Consider the following 21,479-nt stretch of genomic DNA (forward strand, 5'->3'; position numbering starts at 1 on the left):
GTCATCATGTCCGGGGACACAGGCCGCAAAGTGAGACCCATGCCAACCAATTCATCGCGCAAGGGTTTTGCCACCGTGCGGACGATCACCCTATCTGCCGCGCTTTGCGGCATTTCGTTGTTCGAACTGGCCGCACGGGGCACCGGGATCGGGGAACTGCGCCTGCCGACCTGGATACTGATGGGCTGCGTGATCCTTCTCGGTCTCGGCAGGATCGGGCTTCGGGAATACTACTTGCTGGCCATCAGCGCGGTGGTGACCGTCGTCGTGCTGCAGACCGTCCCGCAGCCCTTGACCGAGATCGCGCCCTCGCTCGATCAGGCCGCGTTCCTGATGGCCTTCATCATTCTTCTTTCGGCGTTGAACGAAGTGGCCGCGACATCGCCCTCGGTCGCCGAATGCGGAGCGTTCCTGACGCGGCAACCCCCGGCGCGCCGGTACTATTCGATCAGCGGCGGGACCGCGCTGATGTCGGTGGTGTTCAACCTCAGCATTCTCAGTCTGCTGGTTCCGCTCATCCAGAACGGAATCAGGAGGGCCGACCGCGCCGACGGGCTAGACGCCATTCGCGAACAGCGCCAGATATCGGCCCTTCTGCGTGGTTTCGCCTGGAGCGTGATCTGGTCGCCGACCGCCGTCGCACCGCTGGTTCTCTACGATCTGCTGCCGGAGGCCGACCGGCTGCGCTGGATCCTGACCGGTCTTGTCCTCTTTGCCGCGATCCTCGTGGTGGGTGCGCTGGAAGACGCCTATCGCTTCCGGAAATACCGGGCCCGCTTTCGCGCCGATGTCCCGCCGTTTCCGCGCACCGCTGCCCTGCGTCTGGCTGCGACGGCCGGTTGGCTGTTCTGCCTAGCCTTCCTGTCGATGTCCCTGTCCGGAGAAAGCTTTGTCTTCGGTCTGATGATGGCCTGTCCGCTCATGCTGCTGGGCTGGCTGGCGGTGCAGCACGGATATCCGCGGGCCTTTGACCGCAAGAGCTATCGTCTGGCCCTGTCGCGCGTCCTGATCGGCGGAATCGACAAGAGCGTGCCCATCGCGGTTACCCTTGCCTGCTCGGGCTACATCGGGCGCGCGGCTGCCGGGCTTGTCCCTGTCGAGGACATCGCGACCTTTCTCAACCTCGACGACGTTCCCGAGTTCGTTCTGCTTGCGGCCATTCCGCCGGTGCTGAGCTGTCTGAGCATGCTGGCCATGTCGCCGATCATGCTCGCCGTGTTCTTCGGCACGCTGTTCGCGAGCCTTCCGTTTCTGCCCGCCGACCCCACGCTCCTCGCGCTGGCGATTTCCTGCGGCTGGTCGCTTTCGATGACCTGTTCGCCGTTCTCCGGTCCGACCATCCTCATCGCCCGCGCCGGCCGCATTCCCATGGCCACGCTGACCTTCCGGTGGAATCTCGGCTTTACCCTGATCTGCGCGGTGTTGCTCGTCCCCGCGTTCTGGCTGCTCACGGGCGGACGCTAGGCCTCCGCGCTCTGGCATGAATCCTGCTGATGACCGACCGGGGCGGAACTCCGGGCCGGGGCGTCGTGGCGCTGCCGGCACAGGGACCGCCACCAGCATGTGGCGGCGCCGGCCGCAGGTTCGATCAGAGAGGCAGGAATAGATGGTCTGGCAAGGAAACTTCGACAGGTTCTTCATCGGCGGAGGCTGGGTCGCACCCGACTCGACAACGACTTGCGCGGTCATTTCACCCTATACCGAAGAGGTGATCGCGACGGTTCCGATGGCGTCGAGGGCGGATGTGGACAGCGCCGTCGCGGCGGCGCGCGCGGCCTTCGACCACGGCCGCTGGCCGCACATGACCATCGCCGAGCGCATCGCCGCCGTCGGTCGCCTGCGCGAAGCATTCGCGGCGAGGTCCGATACAATGGCCCGCACCATCACCGACGAGATGGGCAGTCCGATCACCTTTTCGCGCAACGTCCAGGTCCGTACCCCGCTGGCCATGATGGACACGCAGATGAAGATCGCGGCCAGCTATCCATGGCGCAGCGACCGGACGACCGAGACGACCAGCGCGATGGTGTTGCGTGAACCCAAGGGGGTGGTTGCCGCCATCGTGCCCTGGAACGTGCCGATGAACGTGACCTTTGCCAAGCTCGGCCCGGCGCTGCTGTGCGGCTGCACCATCGTGCTCAAACCCGCGCCGGAAACGCCGATCAGCGCCTATCTGCTGGCCGAGATCATCGCCGAGGCGGGCCTGCCTGACGGTGTCGTGAACATTCTGCCCGCCGGGCGGGACGAGAGCGAATATCTGGCGCTGCATCCAGGCGTGGACAAGGTGTCGTTCACCGGCTCGACCGTGGCGGGCCGCGCGCTGGCCGCGCGCTGCGGAGAGCTTCTGCGCCCGATCACGCTGGAACTGGGTGGCAAGTCCGCAGCGCTGTTCCTGGATGATGCCGATATCGTGGCGGGGGTCGAAACCCTGCGAATGGGGTCGCTTCGCAATTCCGGTCAGGTTTGCAGCCTCAAGACGCGGATACTCGTCTCCCGGCGGCGCGAGAACGAACTGCTGCAGACGCTCGCCGCGCTGATCGATTCCATGCCGGTCGGCGATCCCGGCGACCCCGCGACCCAGATCGGCCCGATGGTCACAAAGCGCCAGCGCGAGCGGGTCGAGGCCTATATCGAGACAGGCATCCGCGAAGGCGCGCAGGTGATCCGCGGCGGCCCCGGGCGGCCCGAAAACCTGAGCTGCGGCTGGTTCGTGCGGCCGACCGTCCTGGCGAATGTCGATCCCGATGCCACCGTCGCGCAAGAGGAGATATTCGGCCCGGTCCTGGCGGTGTCGACCTACGAGACGGAAGACGAGGCCATCGCCATCGCGAACAATTCGACTTACGGGCTGAACGGCGCGATCTTTACGGCCGATGTCGAAAGGGCGATTCCGCTGGCCCGGCGGATCCGAACCGGAACAGTCGAAATCAACGGCGGCGGGGTCGGCCCCATCTCTCCCATCGGCGGCGTCAAGCAGTCCGGATTGGGGCGCGAGGGCGGGCCGGAGGCCTTCGACCACTATGTCGAGCTGAAATCGATCGGCCTGCCCGGCGCCGCCCGATGAGACCGGCCGGGCGCATCTCTGTCAGGTCGCCGGACCCGGCGCCGGTCATTTCGCCGCAATTCGGCGTGGGCCGTGTCCGGTTCCGGAGGCCTTGGCACATAACTTGCGATACGTTTAACCGGCAAACTTGCGAGCGTGCCTGCAGTGGCCGGGCCTGAAACGCAGGCCGATGCGACTGCAACTTGAGGGAGGAAAAAATGAGAAGAAACCCACTCGTGTGGCTTTCTGAGACGCTGCTGACGCTGACGTCGATACCCGTCATCGTGATGATGGTGCATGTTACGTTGGACGTGTTTCTGAAATACGTGTTTCACAGCCCGATCCAGGGCACGCTGGAAATCGTTGCATATTACTACATGGTCGCCGTGGTCGTCATGCCGCTGGCCTTCGTGGAATACACTCGGCAATCCATCGCGGTCGATCTGTTCTACCAGATGATGCCGGGATGGATGCAGGGGGTCTCGATCGGTCTCGTGCTGCTGCTGAGCGCGGCATCCTACGGCGGGCTGGCCTATATCTCGTGGCCGGATGCGTTCCGCGCGCTCGAAATCAACGAAATCGTCATGGGTTCCGTCAACGTGCCGATCTGGCCGGCCCGGTTCCTGCTGCCGATCACGCTGACCCTGACCTGCATCGTCTGCATCATGCTGTTCTTTGCATTGATCTTCAACAAGGCCGTCCGTGAAGAGCTGACCAGCGTTCACGACGTCGATACAGAAGCCGGATTGGAATAATCATGTCGATGCTGGAAATCGGATTTGCAAGCCTCGGCATGGTGCTGTTCCTGATCGCCCTCAGGGTGCCGATCGGGATCGTCCTGCTGTTCGTGTCCTTCTGCGGAGTCTGGGCGGCGACAAGCATCAACGTGGCGATCGGCATGGCCCGCGCCATTCCCTTCGACTTCATCGCGAACTGGAGCTTCAGCGCAGTCCCGATGTTCCTGTTGATGGGGTTCATTGCCAGCAACAGCGGGTTGACCAACGGTCTTTTCGCCGCGCTCAGGATCCTGTTGCGCCGCCTGCCGGGCGGTCTCGCCTGCTCCGGAGTGGTGGCCTGCGCGATGTTTGCCGCCGCCTCCGGGTCCTCCGTCGCAACCTCCGGGGCGATGTCGCGCATCGCCGTGCCGGAAATGCTGAAGGCAGGCTACGACAAGGGCCTTGCCACGGGCACCATCGCCTCGGCTGGTACGCTGGGGTCGCTGATCCCGCCGTCGCTGCTGATGATCGTCTACGCGATCTTCGCGCAGGTTTCGGTCGGCAAGCTGTTCATGGCCGGGTTTCTGCCCGGTCTGCTCTCCGCGATCATGTACATGGTGATGATCGTCGGCCGCTCCAAGCTCAACCCCAAGCTGGCTCCGACGCTCGAATACGACCCGAGCCGCGCCGAGATCATCGCAGCGTTCAAGGAAGTCTGGCCGCTGCCGGTGCTGATCTTCGGCGTTCTGGGCGGGATCTTCCTGGGCGTCATGACACCGACCGAAGCGGGCGCCGTGGGCGCCGTCATCGCGATCCTTCTTGCGGTGATGCGGCGTACCTTCTCCTGGACGGTCCTCAAGAACGCCGTCCGGGATGCCGCCATCGGGACCAGCTCGGTTTTCGTGATTGCGGTCGGTGCGACGATGTTCACCAGCTTCATGGGTCTGTCGGGTGTACCCCGGGTCATTTCGAATGCGATGATCCAGCTCAGCGGCGACAACACGATCATCCTGATCATCCTGATCGGCGTGGTCTACGTGCTGCTCGGTATGTTCATCGAGGCCATCGGGATCATGCTGCTGACCCTGCCGATCTTCTACCCGCTGCTGATGCACGCGAATGTCGACATGATCTGGTTCGGCATCATCGTCATCAAGCTGCTCGAAATCGGCATGGTGACGCCTCCGGTCGGGCTGAACTGCTACGTGATCAGCTCGTCCCTGCGCGGGGTCGTCCCGCTGTCGACGATCTTCAAGGGGGCGGGATATTTCGTTCTCACCGATCTGGTGACCCTGGGGCTGATCATCGCCTTCCCGGCCATCGCGCTGTTCCTGCCCGGTCTGATGGACTAGGTCCGTCGGCCACCCCGCGCCCCGGCACCGGGGCGCGGATTGGGAGAATCGGTCACCCGCCGGGCAATTCGGCGGGTGACGTCATGCAAGGGAGCCTGGCCGATGCACGCGCGGGATTTCACCACGACAACGGGACCGGCAAGCCTTCCGGCCAATCCGATGATCGCCATCGGCATGATGGCCCTGGGGTTCCTGCTGTTCTCGATATCCGATGCGGCGTCGAAGCTCATGACCGGCGATTTTCATCCGTTGCAGGTCGCGTGGACCCGTCAGCTCGGGCTCCTGTCGGTCGGCCTCTGGCTCCTGGCACGGCGAGGGCCGGCGATCTTTCGCACCCGACGCCCCAAGCTGCAGCTTGCGCGGGGAACGGTGGCGGCGCTGTCCTCCTCGATGTTCATCTTCGCCGTATCCTATGTACCGCTGGCCGAGGCCATCGCCATCGCCTTTGTCGCGCCATTTGTGGTGACCATCTTCGGCGCGCTGATCCTCAAGGAACCCGTCGGTGCGCGCCGCTGGATCGCCGTGGTCATCGGGTTCGTCGGGATGCTGATCGTCGTGAGGCCCGGATACGCCAGCTTTCATCCGGCGATGTTCCTCGTGCTCGCCTCGGCCGCATTGTTCTCCGCGCGGCAGATCCTGTCGCGCATGGTCGGACCGGTCGACATGACCTCGACCACAATACTCTATTCGTCGCTGACGGCGATCTCGCTGCTGTCGGTGCCCGCCATCCTCGTCTGGTCGACGCCCACGACCCTTGGCCAGTGCGGGGCGTTGCTCTGCGTCGCGGCCTCGGCAGGAATGGGCGAAGTGCTTATCATTCGGGCGCTCGAGCGGGCACATGCGGTGGTGCTTGCCCCGGTGCAATACACGCTGATCGTCTGGGGCACGATCTGGGGCTGGATGCTGTTTGCGCAGTTTCCCGATCACTGGACGCTTGTCGGCACCTCGATCATCATCGCCTCGGGTCTCTACACCCTGCATCGCGAACACAAGGCCGCAAGGAGCGCACCGAAACCGGAAGAGGTGGTCTGAAACTGAAACGGCGCCGGACGGTCACGTCCGACGCCGTTCCGGCCGTGTTCCGGCGGTTACTTGTTCATCATGAAATCGCTCATGATTTCCATGACGGCCACCACCATCTCGTCGCCGTCCGCGGTCTTGCAGCCCGCGTCCTGCGCGGCCTTCAGGAAGGGTGTCAGGCCGTGCCCGGCGATCACGTCCCCGACGAACATCGACCCGTCGAGAAGCGCGGGATCGAGCGGCAGCGGATCTCCCTCGGCCATGCCCATCGGGGTGGCGTTGCAGACCATGTCGCAGCCGGTCGGATCGGCGGGTCCGTACTTGGCGCGTCCCGCCCCGAGATCGCCGAGAATCCCGATCAGTTCAGCCACGCGCGCTTCATTGGTATCATGGATGATCAACTCGCGGACTCCGGCTTCGAGCAGGGAAATCGCGATCGCGCTTCCGGCCCCGCCGGCCCCGAGCAGCAGCACCTTGGCGCCCTCGGGCTGCGCGCCGAAGGTCTTCTGCGCACTGACGAAGGCATCCCCGTCCAGCATGTCGCCATGCCAGGTGCCGTCGGTGTTGCGCCGCATGACGCTGACCACGTCGAGCAGGGTCGAAACGGTCGAGCCGGTTGAGCAGTAGGAAAAGGCGTTGAACTTGTGCGGCATGGTCACGAGGATGCCGTCGACGTTGCGTGCGGCGGTCAGCCCGGCCATGACGGGTTCCAATGCGCCCTCCGGCACCTCCATCGGAATGCAGATGCCGTTGTGACCCCGCCCCATGAGCTTCTCGGTCAGCTTTTCGCAGGACCGGACATAAATGATCGGGTCGCCGATGATCGGAAACAGCCGGGTCTTGCCGTTGAGTAGGTCGTACATGTGATCTTGCTCCGTTTTGTCTGTCCGGGCGACGCTGCCTGCACCGCCAGCGGTGGGTTCTTGAAGACCGCCCCGCAATTTTCCTGCCAGCCGGACACGCGGCTTGGACGATGGCTGTTGGAAGGACACTGTCGTCGGCCGCGACGCCTCAGACCTGCGGCATCCGGTCGATGTATTTGTCCACGGTGATCGGGTAGTCGCGCACCCGCACACCGGTCGCGTTGTAGATCGCGTTGGCCACCGCCGCGGCGACTCCGACCATGCCCAGTTCGCCCACGCCCTTGCCCTTCATCGGAGAATGGCGGGGGTCCGGTTCTTCGAGAAAGATGACCTCCTGCGCGGCGATGTCGGCGTGGACCGGGACTTCGTAGCTGCCAAGGTCGTGATTGAGGAAAAGCCCGTGTGTGGTATCCACGGACAGATCCTCCATCAGCGCGGCCCCCGCCCCCATGACCTGCGCACCGATGACCTGGCTGCGCGCGGCTTTCGGATTGAAGATCCTTCCCGCATCACAGACGGCCAGCATCCGGCGCAGGCGCACTTCGCCTGTTGCGGCATGCACGCCCAGCTCGACGAAATGCGCGCCGAACGTCTGGTGTGCATAGCGTTGGGTGAATTCCCCGAAGAAGATCTCGTCCTCGCACACCAAATCGCCATCCTGCGCGGCTTCGGCGATCGGCACCCGGCGGCCCGCGCCGATCACGTGGCCGTCCTCGAAGGTCACATCGGGCGAGTTGATGCCCAGCCTCTGCGCCACGGCGTCGCGAAGTTTCACGCAGGCGGCGTAAACCCCCGAAGTGACCGAGGGCGCTCCCCACTGTCCCCCGGTGCCGGGAGATTCCGGAAAGCTGGAATCGCCGAGCCGCACGGTCACGTCCCCGATCCCGAGACCCATCATCTCGGCGGCGGTCTGGCCCACGATGGTGTAGCTGCCCGTGCCGACGTCGGTCATGTCGGTCTCGACCGTGATCCGGCCATCGGCAGTCAGACGGACACGCGCGGCGGATTTCAGGATCGGCGCGCCGCGGATGGCGGCGGCCGTGCCGTATCCGGTCAGCCAATGGCCGTCGCGCCGTGTTGCCGGGCGGGCGGGACGGTCGGCCCAGCCGAAGTGCTCGGCCCCCTTGAGCAGGCAACCGACAAGATTGCGGCTGGAAAATTTGCGGTTCTGGTTTTCCGGATCGGAGGTGATGTCGTTGCGGATGCGGAACTCGACCGGATCGAGGCCCAGCTTCTCGGCCATTTCATCCATCGCGATCTCCAGCGCCATCATCCCCGTCGCCTCGCCCGGCGCGCGAAAGGCCGCGGCCTCGGCCAGGTCGAGCCGTGCCAGCCGCAGCGTCAGCCGCCTCGTGTCGCTGCCGTAGAGCAGCCGGGTGGAGCCGATGGCGGATTCTGGGCGCCCGCCCGGCAGGTTGCCGCAGCAGCTGTCATGGCCGATGGCGGTCAGCCTTCCGTCCTTCGTGGCACCGAGCCGGATGCGCTGGACGGTCGCGGGCCGGTGGTTGGTGTTGTTGAAGATCAACGCGCGGTGCAGCGCCAGCTTGACCGCGCGGCCCGACTGCCGTGCGGCGAGGGATGCCAGAACGCAATCCGCCAGAACCGTGCCCTTGGCGCCGAAGCTGCCCCCGATGAACGGCGAATGCAGCCGGATATTTGCTTTGTCGATCCCGAGGATCTTGGCCAGATCACGCAGGCCCCAGTTGAGTTGCTGTACCTGGCACCAACAGGTCAGCCTGTCGCCGTCCCATTGCGCGATGGTGGCAAAGGGCTCCATCATCGCGTGGGTCTGGTCGGGCGTGGTATAGGTTTCATCCAGCGTGACCTCGGCCTCGGTCATCGCAGCATCGAAATCCCCGACTTCTATGTGCGACGGCGGTGTGAAGGGCCGGGGCGGGCAGGGCGGCGCGGTGTCGCTCAGGGCCTTGATGTCGAAACTGCCGTCGCCGGCCTCGTAAGTCACGTCGATCAGTGCGGTCGCCGCGCGTGCCTGTTCGAAGGTCTCCGCCACAACGACCGCGATGGCCTGGTGATAGTGGTCGATTTGCGGCCCCACCAGGAAGCGGTCGATGAGGAAGTCCCCGGCCACGGTCGGCCCGCCGATGCTGTCGGCGGTCACGATCGTCAGCACACCCGGCGCGGCGCGTGCCGCGGCAAGGTCCATCGCCGCGATCCGCCCGTAGCCGATCCCGGCCCCGAGCACAAAGCCATAGGCGGGCCGGTCGATACCGGCGCGCTGTTCGTGGGAATAAGTCGCGCGTCCGGTCACCTTGAGCGGGCCGTCGACCCGGTCCAACGGCTGGCCCACGACCTTCATCCGGTCGACGGGATTGGGTCCGGCAGGAGCATCGAATTTCATGACAGCCTCGCGTCGGAAATGGCAGCGCCCAGGGTGCGCTCCGCAAGCGTTATTTTGAACGCGTTGTGCCTTGTCGGCGTGGCCCCGCGGAACAGCGCGCGGCAGGCGGCGGCGGCCCCCTCGGGGAGGGCCGCATCTGCTTCGGCAGACCGCCACGGCCTCGGCGCCACGCCACCCAACGCCACCCGCCCGGAGCCATCGGAGTTCAGGATGGTGGCGACCGACACGACGGCAAAGGCATAGGAGGCCCGGTCGCGCACCTTGTGATAGGCCTGCCTGCCTCCGACCGGCGGCGGAAGTGTCACCGCAGTGATCAGCCCGCCCGGCTCCAGCACCGTCTCGGCCTGCGGCGCATCGCCCGGAAGCCTGTGGAACTCCGCAATGGGGATTGCACGGAGCTGGCCCGATGCGTCGATGGTTTCGACCGTGGCATCCAGTACCCGCAGGGCGACGGCCATGTCTCCGGGATTGGTGGCGATGCAGTTCTCGCTCACGCCGACCAGGCCGAGCGACCGGCTAAGCCCGTCGATGGCCGGGCAACCCGACCCCGGCGCGCGCTTGTTGCAGGGCAGGTTGGTGTCGTAGAAATACGGGCAACGAACCCTTTGCATGAGATTTCCGCCGACGCTCGCCTTGTTGCGCAATTGGCCCGACGCCCCGGCGACGATGGCCCGCGCCAGAACGCCGTAGTCGCGACGGATGCGCGGATCGGCGGCCAGCGCGGTGTTGGACACCAGTGCTCCGATGCGCAGGCCGTCGTCCTCCGTCGCCTCGACGGAGGCGAGGTCCAGCTCGTTGATGTCGACCAGGTGGCGGGGCTGCTCGATGCCGGCCTTCATCAGGTCGAGCAGGTTCGTGCCTCCGGCGATAAGCTGGGCGCCGGGCGTGGCGGCCAGCGCATGCACGGCCTCGGCCGCGGTCGTGACCCTTTCGTAGGTGAATGGAATCATGCCTTTGCCTCCAGGACGTCCGCGATGGCATCTGCGATGTTGGAATAGGCGCCGCAGCGGCAGATATTGCCGCTCATGCGCTCCTTGATCTCGGCCGTATCGGGGGTGAAGGCACCGGTCAGATCGCCGCTTGCATGACTGGGAACGCCGGCGCGGATCTCGTCCAGTACCGCGATGGCCGAGCAGATCTGGCCTGGTGTGCAATAGCCGCACTGGAAGCCGTCGCGATGCAGGAACGCGGCCTGCATCGGGTGCAGCGCCCCGGGCGAGCCGAGCCCCTCGATGGTGGTGACGGTATCGCCTTCATGCATGACGGCCAGGCTGAGGCAACTGTTGATGCGCACGCCGTTCACGAGCACGGTGCAGGCACCGCACTGGCCGTGGTCGCAGCCCTTCTTGGTACCGGTCAGGTGGAGTGTTTCGCGCAGCGCGTCCAGCAGGGTGACACGGGTGTCCACCTCGAGGACATGCAGGTCGCCGTTCACTTCGAGCGAGACGCGCATCAGGACGGGATCGAGGGGGTGGCGGGGGTCGGTCATGGCGGGGGCGTCCTCGCGGTTGCTGCCTTGCAGGCCTCCAACCGCAGAGGGCTGCGGCCGGAGATCGGGTGGGCGGGCGCAGTGGGCGCCTAGCCCAGGTATTGCTCGTCCGTGACCGGCTCGAGCCAGGTGACCGCGCTCCCGTCGAGAGATTCAGTGACCGAGATGTGCACCATCGCCGTGGTCGGGCCGGCACCGTGCCAGTGCTTTTCCCCTTCGGGAATCCAGACGACATCGCCGGGGAACACCTCGCGGATGGGTTCACCCCAGGTCTGCACGCATCCCCGCCCCGCGGTGATGATCAGGATCTGGCCCGCCGGATGGGTGTGCCAGCGCGTCCGTGCGCCGGGCTCGAAGGTGTTGGCCCCGCCGCCCACGCGACCCGGAGCTTCGGCGGCGAAAAGCTTGTCCTGCCGCACCGTGCCGGTGAAGTTGGCCTCGGAGCCGATGCCGGAGGGGGTCGTGCCAACGCGTGTGATCTTCATGATCGTCTCCTGTTGCTGAACGTCAGTCGTCGAGTGCAAGGCGCAGGCCCATCGAGGCACGGTAGCGCGGATCACCGGTCAGCCCGTGCAGGGCGTCGAGCACCGAAACGATGCGTGCCAGCCCGATCCTGCGCGCCCAGGCCATCGGCCCTTCGGGATAGTTGACGCCGTAGCGCATGGCGGCATCCACGCCCGCCTCGTCGGCCACGCCCTGCAGAACTGCCTCGAAGCCCTCGTTGGCGAGCATGGCAACGGTGCGCATGGCGACCAGTCCCGGCCAATCGCGAAGCCGGGTGGCCGCGATACCCTGAGCGTCGAGCGTGGCGACAAAGCGCGCGAGGACCGCCTCAGGCACCTCGCGCGAGGCGGCGAAGGCAAGGCGGCGCGTGGCGCCGGTCGCCGCACCGAGGTCGTAGACAATAACCGGCGCCCCGGAGAGCCTTGCCAGATCGTTGGCCCGCCGCCCGTCGGTCAGCACCACGTCGACACCGTCGACGCGGGTGCCGATGCCCGGTTGCAGGTCGAAGGGCGCGGCACCTGGAACGGCTTCGGTCGACGGCTCCGGCCTGGTGGCGCCGGAAGCATGATCATAGAACCCATGCCCGGATTTGCGCCCGAGCCGCCCGGCATTGACCAGTTCGAGCTGCGCGATGGACGGACGGAACCGCGGGTCCTGATAGAACGCGTCGAACACCGACTGGCTGACCGCGTAGTTCACGTCATGCCCGATCAGGTCCATCAGGTCGAACGGTCCCATGCGGAATCCGGCGCCCTCTGTCATCAGGGCATCCAGCGTCGCGGGGTCGGCCAGTTGTTCTTCGCAAAGGCGCAGGGCCTCGGCGTAGTAGGGCCGTGCGACCCGGTTGACGATGAATCCCGGCGTGGATTTCGCAGGGACGGGAACCTTGCCCCAGCTCTGCGCCGTATCAAGGATCGTCCGGGCGACCTCGGCCGAGGTCGCGACGCCGGAAACCACCTCGACCAGTTTCATGATCGGCGCGGGGTTGAAGAAATGCATCCCCACGACCCGCTCGGGGTGCCTGGCATCCCGCGCGATGGAGGTGACCGAGATCGAGGACGTGTTGGTGGCAAGGATCGCATCCGCGGCGATCACCGCTTCCAGTCCCGCGAAAAGTTCGCGCTTGACGTCGAGCCGTTCGACGACGGCCTCGATCACCAGGGCGGCCCCGGAAAAGGCGTCGAGGCTGTCGGCGATCTCGATCCGATCGAGCAGTGCGGCCTTGTCGGTGGCGGACATTCTGCCCCGTGCGACGAGTTTTTCCAGACCCTCCGCGAGGCGTGCCTTGCCGGTGGCGGCGGCGCCGTCAAAGGCGTCGTAGAGGATCACCGGATGGCCGGCTGCGGCGGCGACCTGGGCAATGCCGGCGCCCATGGTTCCGGCGCCGATGACGCCGATGATGCTGGTGGTTTCCAATGCGGTCATGGGGCCTGTTCTTCTGTCGTTTCGGTCGTGAGGATGATCTTTCCCTTGACCCTTGCCGTGCTGAGTTGTCGTAGGGCATCTGCAAATCCGGCGAGCGGCAGAACCTGTGCGATCCCCGGGTCCAGTTTGCCCTCGCTCCATAGCTCGTTGATATGCGCCTGGGCCTTGCGAACGTCGTCGAGCCGACGGGCGCGATAGTCCGTCCACTGTATTCCGCTGATGGAGATGTTCTTTACCAGAAGGTAGTTGGCAGCGAATTTTGGAATGTTTCCCGAAGCGAAACCGACGATTACCATGCGTCCGGACCAGGCCATCGCCCGAAGGGCGGCGGCGTTGACGTCGCCTCCGACAGGGTCGATCACCACGTCCGCGCCGTGGCCGCCCGTCGCGTCCAGAACGGCATCGCGCAGCCCGTCCCGCAGGTTCTCGATGTTGATGTCCACAACCATGTCCGCGCCGAGATCTGCGGCCCTGACCGCCTCTTCCGGGCGCCGTGTGGCCGCAATCACCTTGCCCGCGCCAAGCGCCCGGGCAAGCTGGATCGACGCCATGCCGATGCCGCCCGAGGGCCCCAGCACCAGCACGGTATCGCCGCGTTGCATCCCGGCACGGGCGGTCAGGGCGAAATAGGCGGTCTGGTAGACCAGCCCGAAGGCCGCAGCGGTAGCCAGCGGCATGTGGTCGGGCAGGGGAAAGCAGAACGCGGCGGGCGTCACCAGCTTCTCGGCGTAGCTGCCGTGGTAGGGCAGGGCCAGGACGCGCTGCCCCGGTTCCAGCCCCCGGACATCCGTGCCGAGCGCCGAGATCCGACCTGCCGCGGCAAGTCCCGGCGAGAAGGGGAAGGGCGGCAGCTTCTGGTACTTGCCCTCGATGTAGAGGATGTCCGGGAAGTTGACGTCGCTGGCGGCAACGTCGATCACGACATCCTCGGAGCCCGGTGCCGGATCGGGAAGATCCCCATAGCGCGCTTGATCGAACGGGGTAAAGGCATCGACGATGACGGCTTTCATCCGGTGGTATCCTCTTTCAACGTGACACCGCGCGGGGCGAGCGCCCCGGTGTCCTCGCCCAGTTTCGGTGCGGCGGCGCGGCTGTTTTCCGCGCGCAGGGCCGGGCAGAGCGGAGTCGGCAGCGGAGACAGGGCCGACGCGTCCGGCGCGCCGAACACGCCGCGCGCCCGGAAGTGCGCATCCTTCATGGCATCGGGCAGGGTTCGGACGAGCGAACAGCAGCAATCGGCGGCCTCGAAGGTTTCTTCCCAATGGCAGGAAGGCTTTGTCCCCAGGATATCGGCCACGCGAAGGCCGGTTGCCTCCGGCGTCACGGCATCGTCGCGCAGGTCGGGCTGCAACCCGATCGCGTCGCAGAAGCGGTCCCAGAACACCTGTTCGAGCGCGGCAACCGCGATCATCACCCCGTCCGAAGACGGATAGAGCCGATAGCGGCAACTGCCGCCGGTCACGAGGCTGTCTCCGTTCCCGGGGAACCGGCCGGTCAACTGACCGTCTGCCTGCGCCCAGTACAGGAACGGGAAAAGGTTGTCGGCCATGGCGATGTCTAGACAGGCACCGGCGCCGGTGGCGTCGCGGCGGCGCAGTGCCAGCAGGATGTTCAGCAGCGCGGGATAGGTGCCCCCGGCCACATCCGCAACCAGCGCTGGCGGCAGCGACGGCGCCCCGGGCGGGCCCATGCCGAGCGCGAGCATCCCGGTCTCGGCCTGATAGTTCAGATCGTGCCCGGCGCGGAGGCTGCGCGGACCGGTCTGGCCGTAGCCGGTGATCGAGCAGTAGATGATCCCGCGATTCACCGCGCTCACATCCTCGTAGGACAGCCCGAGCCGCGCCATCACGCCGGGCCGGTATTGTTCGATCAGGATGTCCGCGGATTCCAGCAACGGGCGCAGCCGCGCCAGATCTTCAGGGTCCTTGAGGTTCAGCGCAACGCTCTTCTTGCCTCGGTTCAGCAGGTGAAAATTGCCGCTGTCCTCGCCGGCCTTGGGGTCGTAGCTGCGCATCTCGTCGCCGCGGCCGGGGCGTTCGACCTTGATGACCTCTGCACCGGCCTCGGCGAGGAACAGGCTCGCCATCGGACCCGGGAGCAATGTCGAGAAATCCAGCACCCGAATACCCGCCAAGGCTCCCGCGCCTGTCATGCCGAGCGGCTCCGCGCGACCACCGCCGCGCGGGCAGGCGCATAGCCGGCCAGCCCGGTCATCGCCTGAATGGCCGTCGTCACGTCGAAGTGCCGGGCAAGGCCGCCGCGGGTCACGCGCTCGATCGGGCCATCGGGATAACCGAGACCCATGCAACATGTCTTGTCCATGTCCGTCGCGCTGGCGAGGCCTTCGTCCAGAAACCGCAGCGCGTCATTGTATTTCGGGCGCACGAGGCGGTCGACGATGCGGCCCGGCAGATCCTTGCAGATCACCACGTCGCAGCCCGCCGCCTCGAACACCGCCCGCGACGCCGCGAGGGCCTCGGTCGAAGTGCCCGGCTGGCGCACCAGTTCGACCAGATCGGACGGCGCATCGTTGCCGTTGCGGTAGCGCGCGAAGCCGACCGTGTTCGACCCTTCGCGGCCACTGTCCTCGCCGGTGTGCACGCCGAGGCATTCGGTATCGAGTTCGACCAGAACCGCGCGTTTCGACGCATCCGGCGCATATCCTCCGCCAAGGTGGATGCTGATCTCGCCGTCCATTGCATCGCTCATCAGTGCGTGGTCGGCATCGGGAAAGGATCGGCTTTCGCCGGACCGGTAGATGGTGTGTGACGGTGCCGTTGTCGCCTTCTCCGTAGCGGCCCCGGTCAGAAAGCCCTGGCCGGACTTGTTGCCGAGCTTTCCGGCGGCCACCATGCGCCGCAGCAAGGGCGGCACCGAGGCGCGCGCATCCAGCGTGATGGGATAGAAGGCTTCGCCGAGGCGCACCTGCGTATCCAGCCCGATCAGGTCGAGCAGGGTGCAGGGCCCCATCTTGTATCCGAGACCGGATTTCATCGCGAGGTCGATGTCCTCCGGCGTGGCAAGCCCGGCCTCGATGGCACGGATGACATCGTTGTTGAACGGCACGAGCAGGGCGTTGAGGATGAACCCCGGTTTGTCCTGGGTTTCGACCGGCACCTGCCCGGCGGCCTCGGTCCACTCCCACGCTGCCCGGAAGGTCGCGTCCGAGGTGTTGATGCCTCGCGACATCTCGATCAGCTTCATCAACTGCGCGGGCAGGCAGAAGTGCATCCCCACCACCTTGTCCTCGCGCCCGCAGCCGCCCGCGATCTGGGTTATCGACAGCGTCGAGGTGTTGGAGGCAAAGATCGTCTCGGGCTTGCAGATGCCGTTCAGCTTGGTGAAAAGGTCCTGCTTGACCTCGAGGTTCTCGAAGATCGCCTCGATCACCAGGTCGCAATCGGCCAGATCGGCCAGATCGGTGCTGTTGGTCATCCGGGCCAGCGCCGCGTCGCGGTCTTCGGCGCTCATCCTGCCACGGTCCACCGATTTGCCGAAAAAGCCTTGCGCCGCCTTGGTCTGGCGGGCGAGCCCGTCGGCGGACATGTCGAAGCAGATCGTGTCGAAGCCCGCGCGCGCTGCGACCAGCGCGATCCCGGCTCCCATCGTACCGCCTGCGCCGCAGATCGCGACTTTCCTGAGAGATGTCATTTTGTTCTGAAGCTCCGTCCGATGAGTTGTCTGTGCACCTGGTTGGTGCCCTCCCAGATCTGCGTGATCTTGGCATCGCGCATCAGGCGCTCGGCGCGGTAGTCCCGGCAGTAGCCGTAGCCGCCGTGGAACTGCACGCATTCGATGGCCATGTTCATCGCCAGATCCGTTGCCCTCAGCTTGGCGACCGAGGCCTCCATTCCGAAATCCGTTTCGCCGCCATCGACCATGTCGGCGACATAGTCGATCCAGCGTTCGACCATGAGCAATTCGCTTGCCAGATCGGCCAGGGTGAACTGGTTGCCCTGGAATTCGAGGACGGTCTTGCCGCCCTGCTTGCGATCGTTGCCGTAGGCGACCATGTCCCTGAAGGCCGCGCGAGCGATGCCGCGCGCGTGGGCAGCAATGGACGGGCGAGATTTGTTGAGGGATGCCAAGAGGATACGCAGGCCTTCACCGGGCTCTCCGATCAGGTTGGCACGCGGCACCCGGACATTGTCGAAGGACAGCGCACATGTGGACGAGCCGTTGTGGCCCATCTTCTTTTCCTTGCCGATGACGCTGAACCCCTCGGCACCCTTTTCGAGGATCAGAACCGAGATCGCCTTGCGCGGGTCTTCGATCTTGCTCCACTTGCCGAACAGCAGGATGCGGTCGGCGACATCGCCGTTGGTGATGAAGATCTTGCTGCCCTTGATGACGATGTCATCGCCATCCGGCGTGAAGGAGGTCTTCATGCCCGTGGCATCCGACCCCGCGGTCGGTTCGGTGATGCCGAGCGCCCCGAGGCCACCTTCGGCGATGCAGGGCAGCAGGCGGGCGCGCTGTTCGTCGTTGCCGAAGTCGATCAACGGCTTCATGCCGTGGTAATTGGTGGCATAGATGATGCCTGTGGCGGCACAGGCTTCGGAGATGATCGACACGATTTCGAGGTAAAGCTTGTACGACATCTGCATGCCGCCGTATTGCTCGGGCACGAAGATCGCATTGAGCCCCAGAGCATTGATCGCCTCGACATTCTTCCAGGGAAATTCCCCGGTGGCGTCCGTATGTTCGGCATTCGGCGCGATGACCTCGTCCGTCATGCGCTGCACCTGGACCAGGATCTGACGTTCCTCGTCGTTCCACCCGCGCGCCTTGGCGACTTTTTCCAACATATTCATCAGTGTGCGATGCCCTGTCCGCCGTCGATATAGATGGTTTCGCCGGTCAGGAACTTGATGTTCTCGGCGAAGATTGCTCCGATGAGGCGCGCGACTTCGTCCACATTTCCGGGTCGCTGAACCGGAATGCGCTGCTTCAGGAAGGCCTGGACCTTTTCCTTGGCAAGGTAGTCGCGGTTCAGCTCCGTCTCGATGTAGCCGGGACCGATGTTCAGCACGTTGATGCCGTCGCGGGCCCACTCCACCGCCATGCAGCGCGACATGGCGGCGACCGCGGCCTTGGAGGCGCAATAGGCGATGTTGTCCCGCACGCCCATCTTGTCGAACCACGACCCCATGTTGACGATCGTGCCCTGCGCCGGTTTCAGAAGCGGATAGGCCTCGCGCGCGGCGATCATCACACCGGTCACGTTCAGGCGGAGCATGGCTTCGAACTCGTCGGTCTTCGTGGTCGCGATGGGCTGGATCGTGTGATAGCCGGCATTGTTCACGAGGCCGGTGATCGGGCCGGTTTCGCCGATTGCAGCAAACAGTGCCTTCACGGCGGCTTCGTCCGTCATGTCGCAGGCCATGCCGGTGCCGACCGGCGCCCTGCCCGAGCGCGACACGCAGATCACGTCATATCCGCGCCGGTCCAGATCCGTCGCAATGGCTTCGCCGATCCCCTGGCTTGCGCCGGTCACGACTATTCGCTTCGAGGTCATGGAGTGTCCTATTCGTCCTTGAATTCGGCTTTTCTTTTCTCTTCGAAGGCGGCCATGCCCTCTTCGGCGTCGTTCAGCCGGTAGGCGAGGGTCGAGGCGTCATTCTCGATTCTCAACGCCTCTTCGAGCGGCGCGCCCGCGGTCCGCCGGATCGCATCGCGCACCAGTTCGAACACGGGCTGGCTGTGCCGCGTGACGCGGCTGGCAAAGGCGACGCCCTGTTCGAGCAGGTCGCCCTCGACCACGGCGTTGATCATGCCGATGCGCTCGGCTTCGGCCGCGTCAACGTTCCGGCCGGTCAGGATGATCTCCATTGCCCGCGCCTCGCCGACCAGCCGGGGAAGTCGGGCGATACCGCCATATCCGGGGGTCAGCCCGAGCTTGATCTCGGGCAGACCGAATATCGCGTTCGCACTCGCCAGCCGGAAGGTCGAGGCCAACGCGATCTCGCATCCGCCCCCGAAGGCATAGCCGTTCACCAGCGCGATCGACGGGATCGGCAGATGATCCAGCTTGGCCATCACCGCCTGCCCGAGTTCGGACCCGCGCTTCTGCGCCATCAGCGTACGATTGCGCAGTTCCTTGATGTCGGCGCCGGCGCAGAAGGCCCGGTCGCCCGCGCCGGTGATGAAAAGGGCGCGCACGCCCTCCATCGCGGCCACGTCGTCGAGCAACCGGCCGATCTCGCGGATGATGTCGAAGGACAAGGCGTTCAGCGCTTCGGGCCGGTTGAGGGTCAGTGTCGCAAAGGCGCCGTCCCGTGTCAGAAGGGGCATCATCGGCTTACACCTTCTGCAGTTCGAACCGCACGGGTTCTGGGTCCAGTTGCCCGGTCTTCACCATCTCCTGCAGTTCGCGTTTCAGGATCTTGCCGCTGGCGGTCAGCGGAAAGCTGTCGACGGTGGTGTACCATTCCGGCATGTCGAACTTGGAAAGCCCCTTGAAGTTCAGGTGTTGCAGCATCTCGGCTGAACTGATGTCGCCGATGACGGCGAGGCAGACCTTTTCGCCCAGCCGGTCGTCGGGAATGCCGAAGGCCGCGACCTTCTCGACGCCGGGGCAGGTCATCGCCAGCGCTTCGATCCGCGAGGGATAGATGTTGTGTCCGCCCCGGATGATGAGGTCCTTGATACGCCCCTCGACCCGCAAATTGCCCTTTGCATCGAGCGAACCGAGGTCGCCGGACAACAGGTAGCCGTGCTTGTTGAAGGACTTTTCCGTAGCCGCCTGGTTTGCGAAATAGCCCAGCATCAGCGCCGCCCCGCGACCGCCGATTTCGCCGGATTCGCCCTGCGGCATCTCGCGGTCGGGGTTTTCCGGGTCCCAGATCCTGATCTGGTAGGCCGGCCCCCCGCGACCGCAAGTCGAAATCCAGGTTTCCTCGTCATCGCTGGGATGCGTGTACTGGTGGGACGAACATTCGGTCATGCCGTAGACGTTCTGCGGCATGATCCCCTGGTCGACGAAGGACTTGGCGACGATCTGGGGAATGGCCGCCCCGGCCAGGTAGAAGGTCTGGACCTGCCCCATCTTCGGAATGCTGCGGCGCTTCTGTTCCGCCAGAATATCCATGGCATGGGTGGGAACGCCCAGAACATAGGTCGCGCCGGTCTCGACGATCCAATCCAACGACGTCAGCCCCTTGGGCGGATCGTTGGTGACCATCCGCCCACCGCACACCAGCCACTGGGCAATGGCCACCCAGGCGACGTGGTGCGACAGCGGGCTGAGCGACAGGATGGTCGATTGCGACGACAGACCCCAGTCGCGCGCAAGGTCCCGGGCATTCGCGAGAAGCGTGTTGCACGAATGCATGACGCACTTGGGCCGCCCCGTGGTCCCCGAGGTGAAGGCGAGGTAGACTACCGCGTCGGGGTTCGCGAAGGGCGCGCCGCCGTTGCCGGTTATATGGAACGGTGCATTTTCGGGCGTATAGACCTTTTTCAGGGTCGGCACGTCCTTGAGCATCGCCATCAGGTCGTGATCCGCGCGGTCCGCGCCCCAGCCGTCCTCTGTCAGCAACGCCTTCGCGCCGAGTTCGTTGAGAAGCTCGATGATTTCGGCGCAAGTGTAGGTCTTGTGCAGCGACGGGTTGCAGGCGATGCCCTCGCGCGAGCAGGCGAGAAAGGCGATGACCGCCTCGACCCTGTTGCCTATCCAGATTGAAACCCGGTCACCGGCCGAAATGCCGATATCGGCCATGTTGTCTGCCATTGCATCGACCCTGGCCTTAAGAGCCATCCAGTCGAGGGTCGCGCTACCGTCCTGAATGGCCGGTGCGTCGGGATTGGCCGCCGCATGCCGGGCCATAAGCGTGTAGAACGTGTCCTTCTGCCAGCAGCCGCTGTCGTAATAGCCGCGTGCCGCGCCCGGATCGTGCAATGTCAGAAAGGGTTTCATCTGGACCTCACTTGCCGAATTTGGTCGGATCGACCTCGCGACGCTCGTTGAAGCTTTGGTTCAGCTCCTTGTGTTCCTCGGTGTCGAGGTATTGGCGCAGCAGCAGATCGTGGGTAACACGCGACAGACCGGCAACGCCGCCGTGCCGTGCGTTGAAGGCTCCCTTGATAGAGGCCAGCGCAAACGCGCCCCGGCTTGCGATCTCGAGCGCGTATTCGCGGGTCTTTTCCGCCAGTTGGTCGTCGGGAACGACGCGGTTGATCAGGCCGATTTCCTTGGCTTCCGCAGCCTTGATCTTGGGATTGGCGTACCACATGTCCTTGGCGCGCTTCTTGCCGACCAGATCTTCGAGATACCACGTACCGTAGCCTGCGTCGAAGGAGCCCATCATCGGGCCGACCTGCCGGAACACCGCGCTTTCCTTGGCGATGGTGACGTCGCAGACCATCTGGAGCACGTTGCCCCCGCCGACGGCAAAGCCGTTCACGCTGGCGATGACGGGCTTTTGCAGCTTGTCGATCGCCTCGTACATTTCGAGGGTCGGAAGGACGCCGGCATAGAGCAGGGTCTTTTCCATACCGTCCTTCTGTCCGCCGATGCAGAAGAACTTGTCGCCCGCGCCGGTCAGGACCACGACGCGTGTGCGGGTTTCGCGGCGGATCGACTCGATGCAGTCCCGGATTTCGTGGCACATGGTTTCGGTGAACATGTTGCCGTTGTCGGGGCGGTTCAGGGTGATCGTGCCGACGGGTCCGTCTTCTTCGTAGAGGATCTCGGAAAAGTTCATCTT

Annotated in this window: 19 protein-coding genes; 5 read left to right on the plus strand and 14 right to left on the minus strand. The window is 65.1% G+C overall.

The features are described 5' to 3' along the window. Positions 1–39 precede the first annotated feature (39 nt). From ACN0RJ_RS18260 to ACN0RJ_RS18280, 5 genes are all read left to right on the plus strand, one after another. Positions 40–1,464 (plus strand): hypothetical protein, encoded by a 1,425-nt coding sequence (locus ACN0RJ_RS18260; protein ID WP_417725166.1) that lies wholly within the window; start codon positions 40–42, stop codon positions 1,462–1,464. 142 nt (positions 1,465–1,606) lie between these two features. Beyond that, positions 1,607–3,064, plus strand: a complete 1,458-nt coding sequence (locus ACN0RJ_RS18265) for an aldehyde dehydrogenase (RefSeq protein ID WP_417725167.1) — start codon at positions 1,607–1,609, stop codon at positions 3,062–3,064. A gap of 197 nt (positions 3,065–3,261) precedes the next feature. Beyond that, positions 3,262–3,798: a TRAP transporter small permease subunit gene (locus ACN0RJ_RS18270; protein WP_417725168.1), complete on the plus strand. Its 537-nt coding sequence runs from the start codon at positions 3,262–3,264 to the stop codon at positions 3,796–3,798. Positions 3,799–3,800: 2 nt separating this feature from the next. Then, positions 3,801–5,111 (plus strand): TRAP transporter large permease, encoded by a 1,311-nt coding sequence (locus ACN0RJ_RS18275; RefSeq protein WP_417725169.1) that lies wholly within the window; start codon positions 3,801–3,803, stop codon positions 5,109–5,111. Between the two features lie 102 nt (positions 5,112–5,213). Beyond that, entirely contained in the window at positions 5,214–6,143 is a 930-nt protein-coding gene (locus tag ACN0RJ_RS18280; protein WP_417725170.1) for a DMT family transporter, read from the plus strand. Between the two features lie 56 nt (positions 6,144–6,199). On the opposite strand, the gene ACN0RJ_RS18285 is transcribed toward ACN0RJ_RS18280, so the two are convergent. The 14 genes from ACN0RJ_RS18285 to ACN0RJ_RS18350 all read right to left on the minus strand — a co-directional run bounded on the left by ACN0RJ_RS18285 (position 6,200) and on the right by ACN0RJ_RS18350 (position 21,476). After that, positions 6,200–6,994: a shikimate dehydrogenase family protein gene (locus ACN0RJ_RS18285; RefSeq protein WP_417725171.1), complete on the minus strand. Its 795-nt coding sequence runs from the start codon at positions 6,992–6,994 to the stop codon at positions 6,200–6,202. 148 nt (positions 6,995–7,142) lie between these two features. Then, positions 7,143–9,353, minus strand: a complete 2,211-nt coding sequence (locus tag ACN0RJ_RS18290) for a molybdopterin cofactor-binding domain-containing protein (RefSeq protein WP_417725172.1) — start codon at positions 9,351–9,353, stop codon at positions 7,143–7,145. Then, on the minus strand, positions 9,350–10,303 hold the full coding sequence (locus tag ACN0RJ_RS18295; protein ID WP_417725173.1) for an FAD binding domain-containing protein: 954 nt from the start codon (positions 10,301–10,303) through the stop codon (positions 9,350–9,352). Before ACN0RJ_RS18295 ends, ACN0RJ_RS18290 begins: the two co-directional genes overlap by 4 nt. Then, complete coding sequence (locus ACN0RJ_RS18300) at positions 10,300–10,842, minus strand: 2Fe-2S iron-sulfur cluster-binding protein (RefSeq protein ID WP_417725174.1); 543 nt, start codon at positions 10,840–10,842, stop codon at positions 10,300–10,302. Before ACN0RJ_RS18300 ends, ACN0RJ_RS18295 begins: the two co-directional genes overlap by 4 nt. 89 nt (positions 10,843–10,931) lie before the next feature. Beyond that, complete coding sequence (locus ACN0RJ_RS18305; protein WP_417725175.1) at positions 10,932–11,327, minus strand: cupin domain-containing protein; 396 nt, start codon at positions 11,325–11,327, stop codon at positions 10,932–10,934. A 22-nt stretch (positions 11,328–11,349) separates the two neighbouring features. Beyond that, positions 11,350–12,771, minus strand: a complete 1,422-nt coding sequence (locus ACN0RJ_RS18310) for a 3-hydroxyacyl-CoA dehydrogenase NAD-binding domain-containing protein (protein ID WP_417725176.1) — start codon at positions 12,769–12,771, stop codon at positions 11,350–11,352. Further along, on the minus strand, positions 12,768–13,781 hold the full coding sequence (locus tag ACN0RJ_RS18315) for an NADPH:quinone oxidoreductase family protein (protein WP_417725177.1): 1,014 nt from the start codon (positions 13,779–13,781) through the stop codon (positions 12,768–12,770). Before ACN0RJ_RS18315 ends, ACN0RJ_RS18310 begins: the two co-directional genes overlap by 4 nt. After that, entirely contained in the window at positions 13,778–14,923 is a 1,146-nt protein-coding gene (locus tag ACN0RJ_RS18320; RefSeq protein ID WP_417725178.1) for a CaiB/BaiF CoA transferase family protein, read from the minus strand. The genes ACN0RJ_RS18315 and ACN0RJ_RS18320 overlap by 4 nt, the downstream gene beginning before the upstream one ends. Further along, the gene (locus tag ACN0RJ_RS18325) at positions 14,920–16,422 is read right to left on the minus strand and encodes a 3-hydroxyacyl-CoA dehydrogenase NAD-binding domain-containing protein (protein WP_417725179.1); all 1,503 of its coding nucleotides are present in this window, start codon (positions 16,420–16,422) and stop codon (positions 14,920–14,922) included. The genes ACN0RJ_RS18320 and ACN0RJ_RS18325 overlap by 4 nt, the downstream gene beginning before the upstream one ends. Beyond that, a complete protein-coding gene (locus ACN0RJ_RS18330) occupies positions 16,419–17,585 on the minus strand; it encodes an acyl-CoA dehydrogenase family protein (protein WP_417725180.1) in 1,167 nt (388 codons plus the stop codon). The genes ACN0RJ_RS18325 and ACN0RJ_RS18330 overlap by 4 nt, the downstream gene beginning before the upstream one ends. Beyond that, positions 17,585–18,289, minus strand: a complete 705-nt coding sequence (locus ACN0RJ_RS18335) for an SDR family NAD(P)-dependent oxidoreductase (RefSeq protein WP_417725181.1) — start codon at positions 18,287–18,289, stop codon at positions 17,585–17,587. Before ACN0RJ_RS18335 ends, ACN0RJ_RS18330 begins: the two co-directional genes overlap by 1 nt. 8 nt (positions 18,290–18,297) lie before the next feature. After that, positions 18,298–19,068 (minus strand): enoyl-CoA hydratase/isomerase family protein, encoded by a 771-nt coding sequence (locus ACN0RJ_RS18340; protein ID WP_417725182.1) that lies wholly within the window; start codon positions 19,066–19,068, stop codon positions 18,298–18,300. A 4-nt stretch (positions 19,069–19,072) separates the two neighbouring features. Continuing rightward, positions 19,073–20,689 carry a class I adenylate-forming enzyme family protein gene (locus ACN0RJ_RS18345; protein ID WP_417725183.1) on the minus strand — a complete coding sequence of 539 codons (1,617 nt, stop codon included), beginning with the start codon at positions 20,687–20,689 and terminating at the stop codon, positions 19,073–19,075. Between the two features lie 7 nt (positions 20,690–20,696). Further along, positions 20,697–21,476 carry an enoyl-CoA hydratase-related protein gene (locus ACN0RJ_RS18350; protein ID WP_417725184.1) on the minus strand — a complete coding sequence of 260 codons (780 nt, stop codon included), beginning with the start codon at positions 21,474–21,476 and terminating at the stop codon, positions 20,697–20,699. Between the last annotated feature and the right edge of the window lie 3 nt (positions 21,477–21,479).

The organism is Salipiger sp. (genome assembly GCF_048261495.1).
Classification (GTDB): domain Bacteria; phylum Pseudomonadota; class Alphaproteobacteria; order Rhodobacterales; family Rhodobacteraceae; genus Salipiger.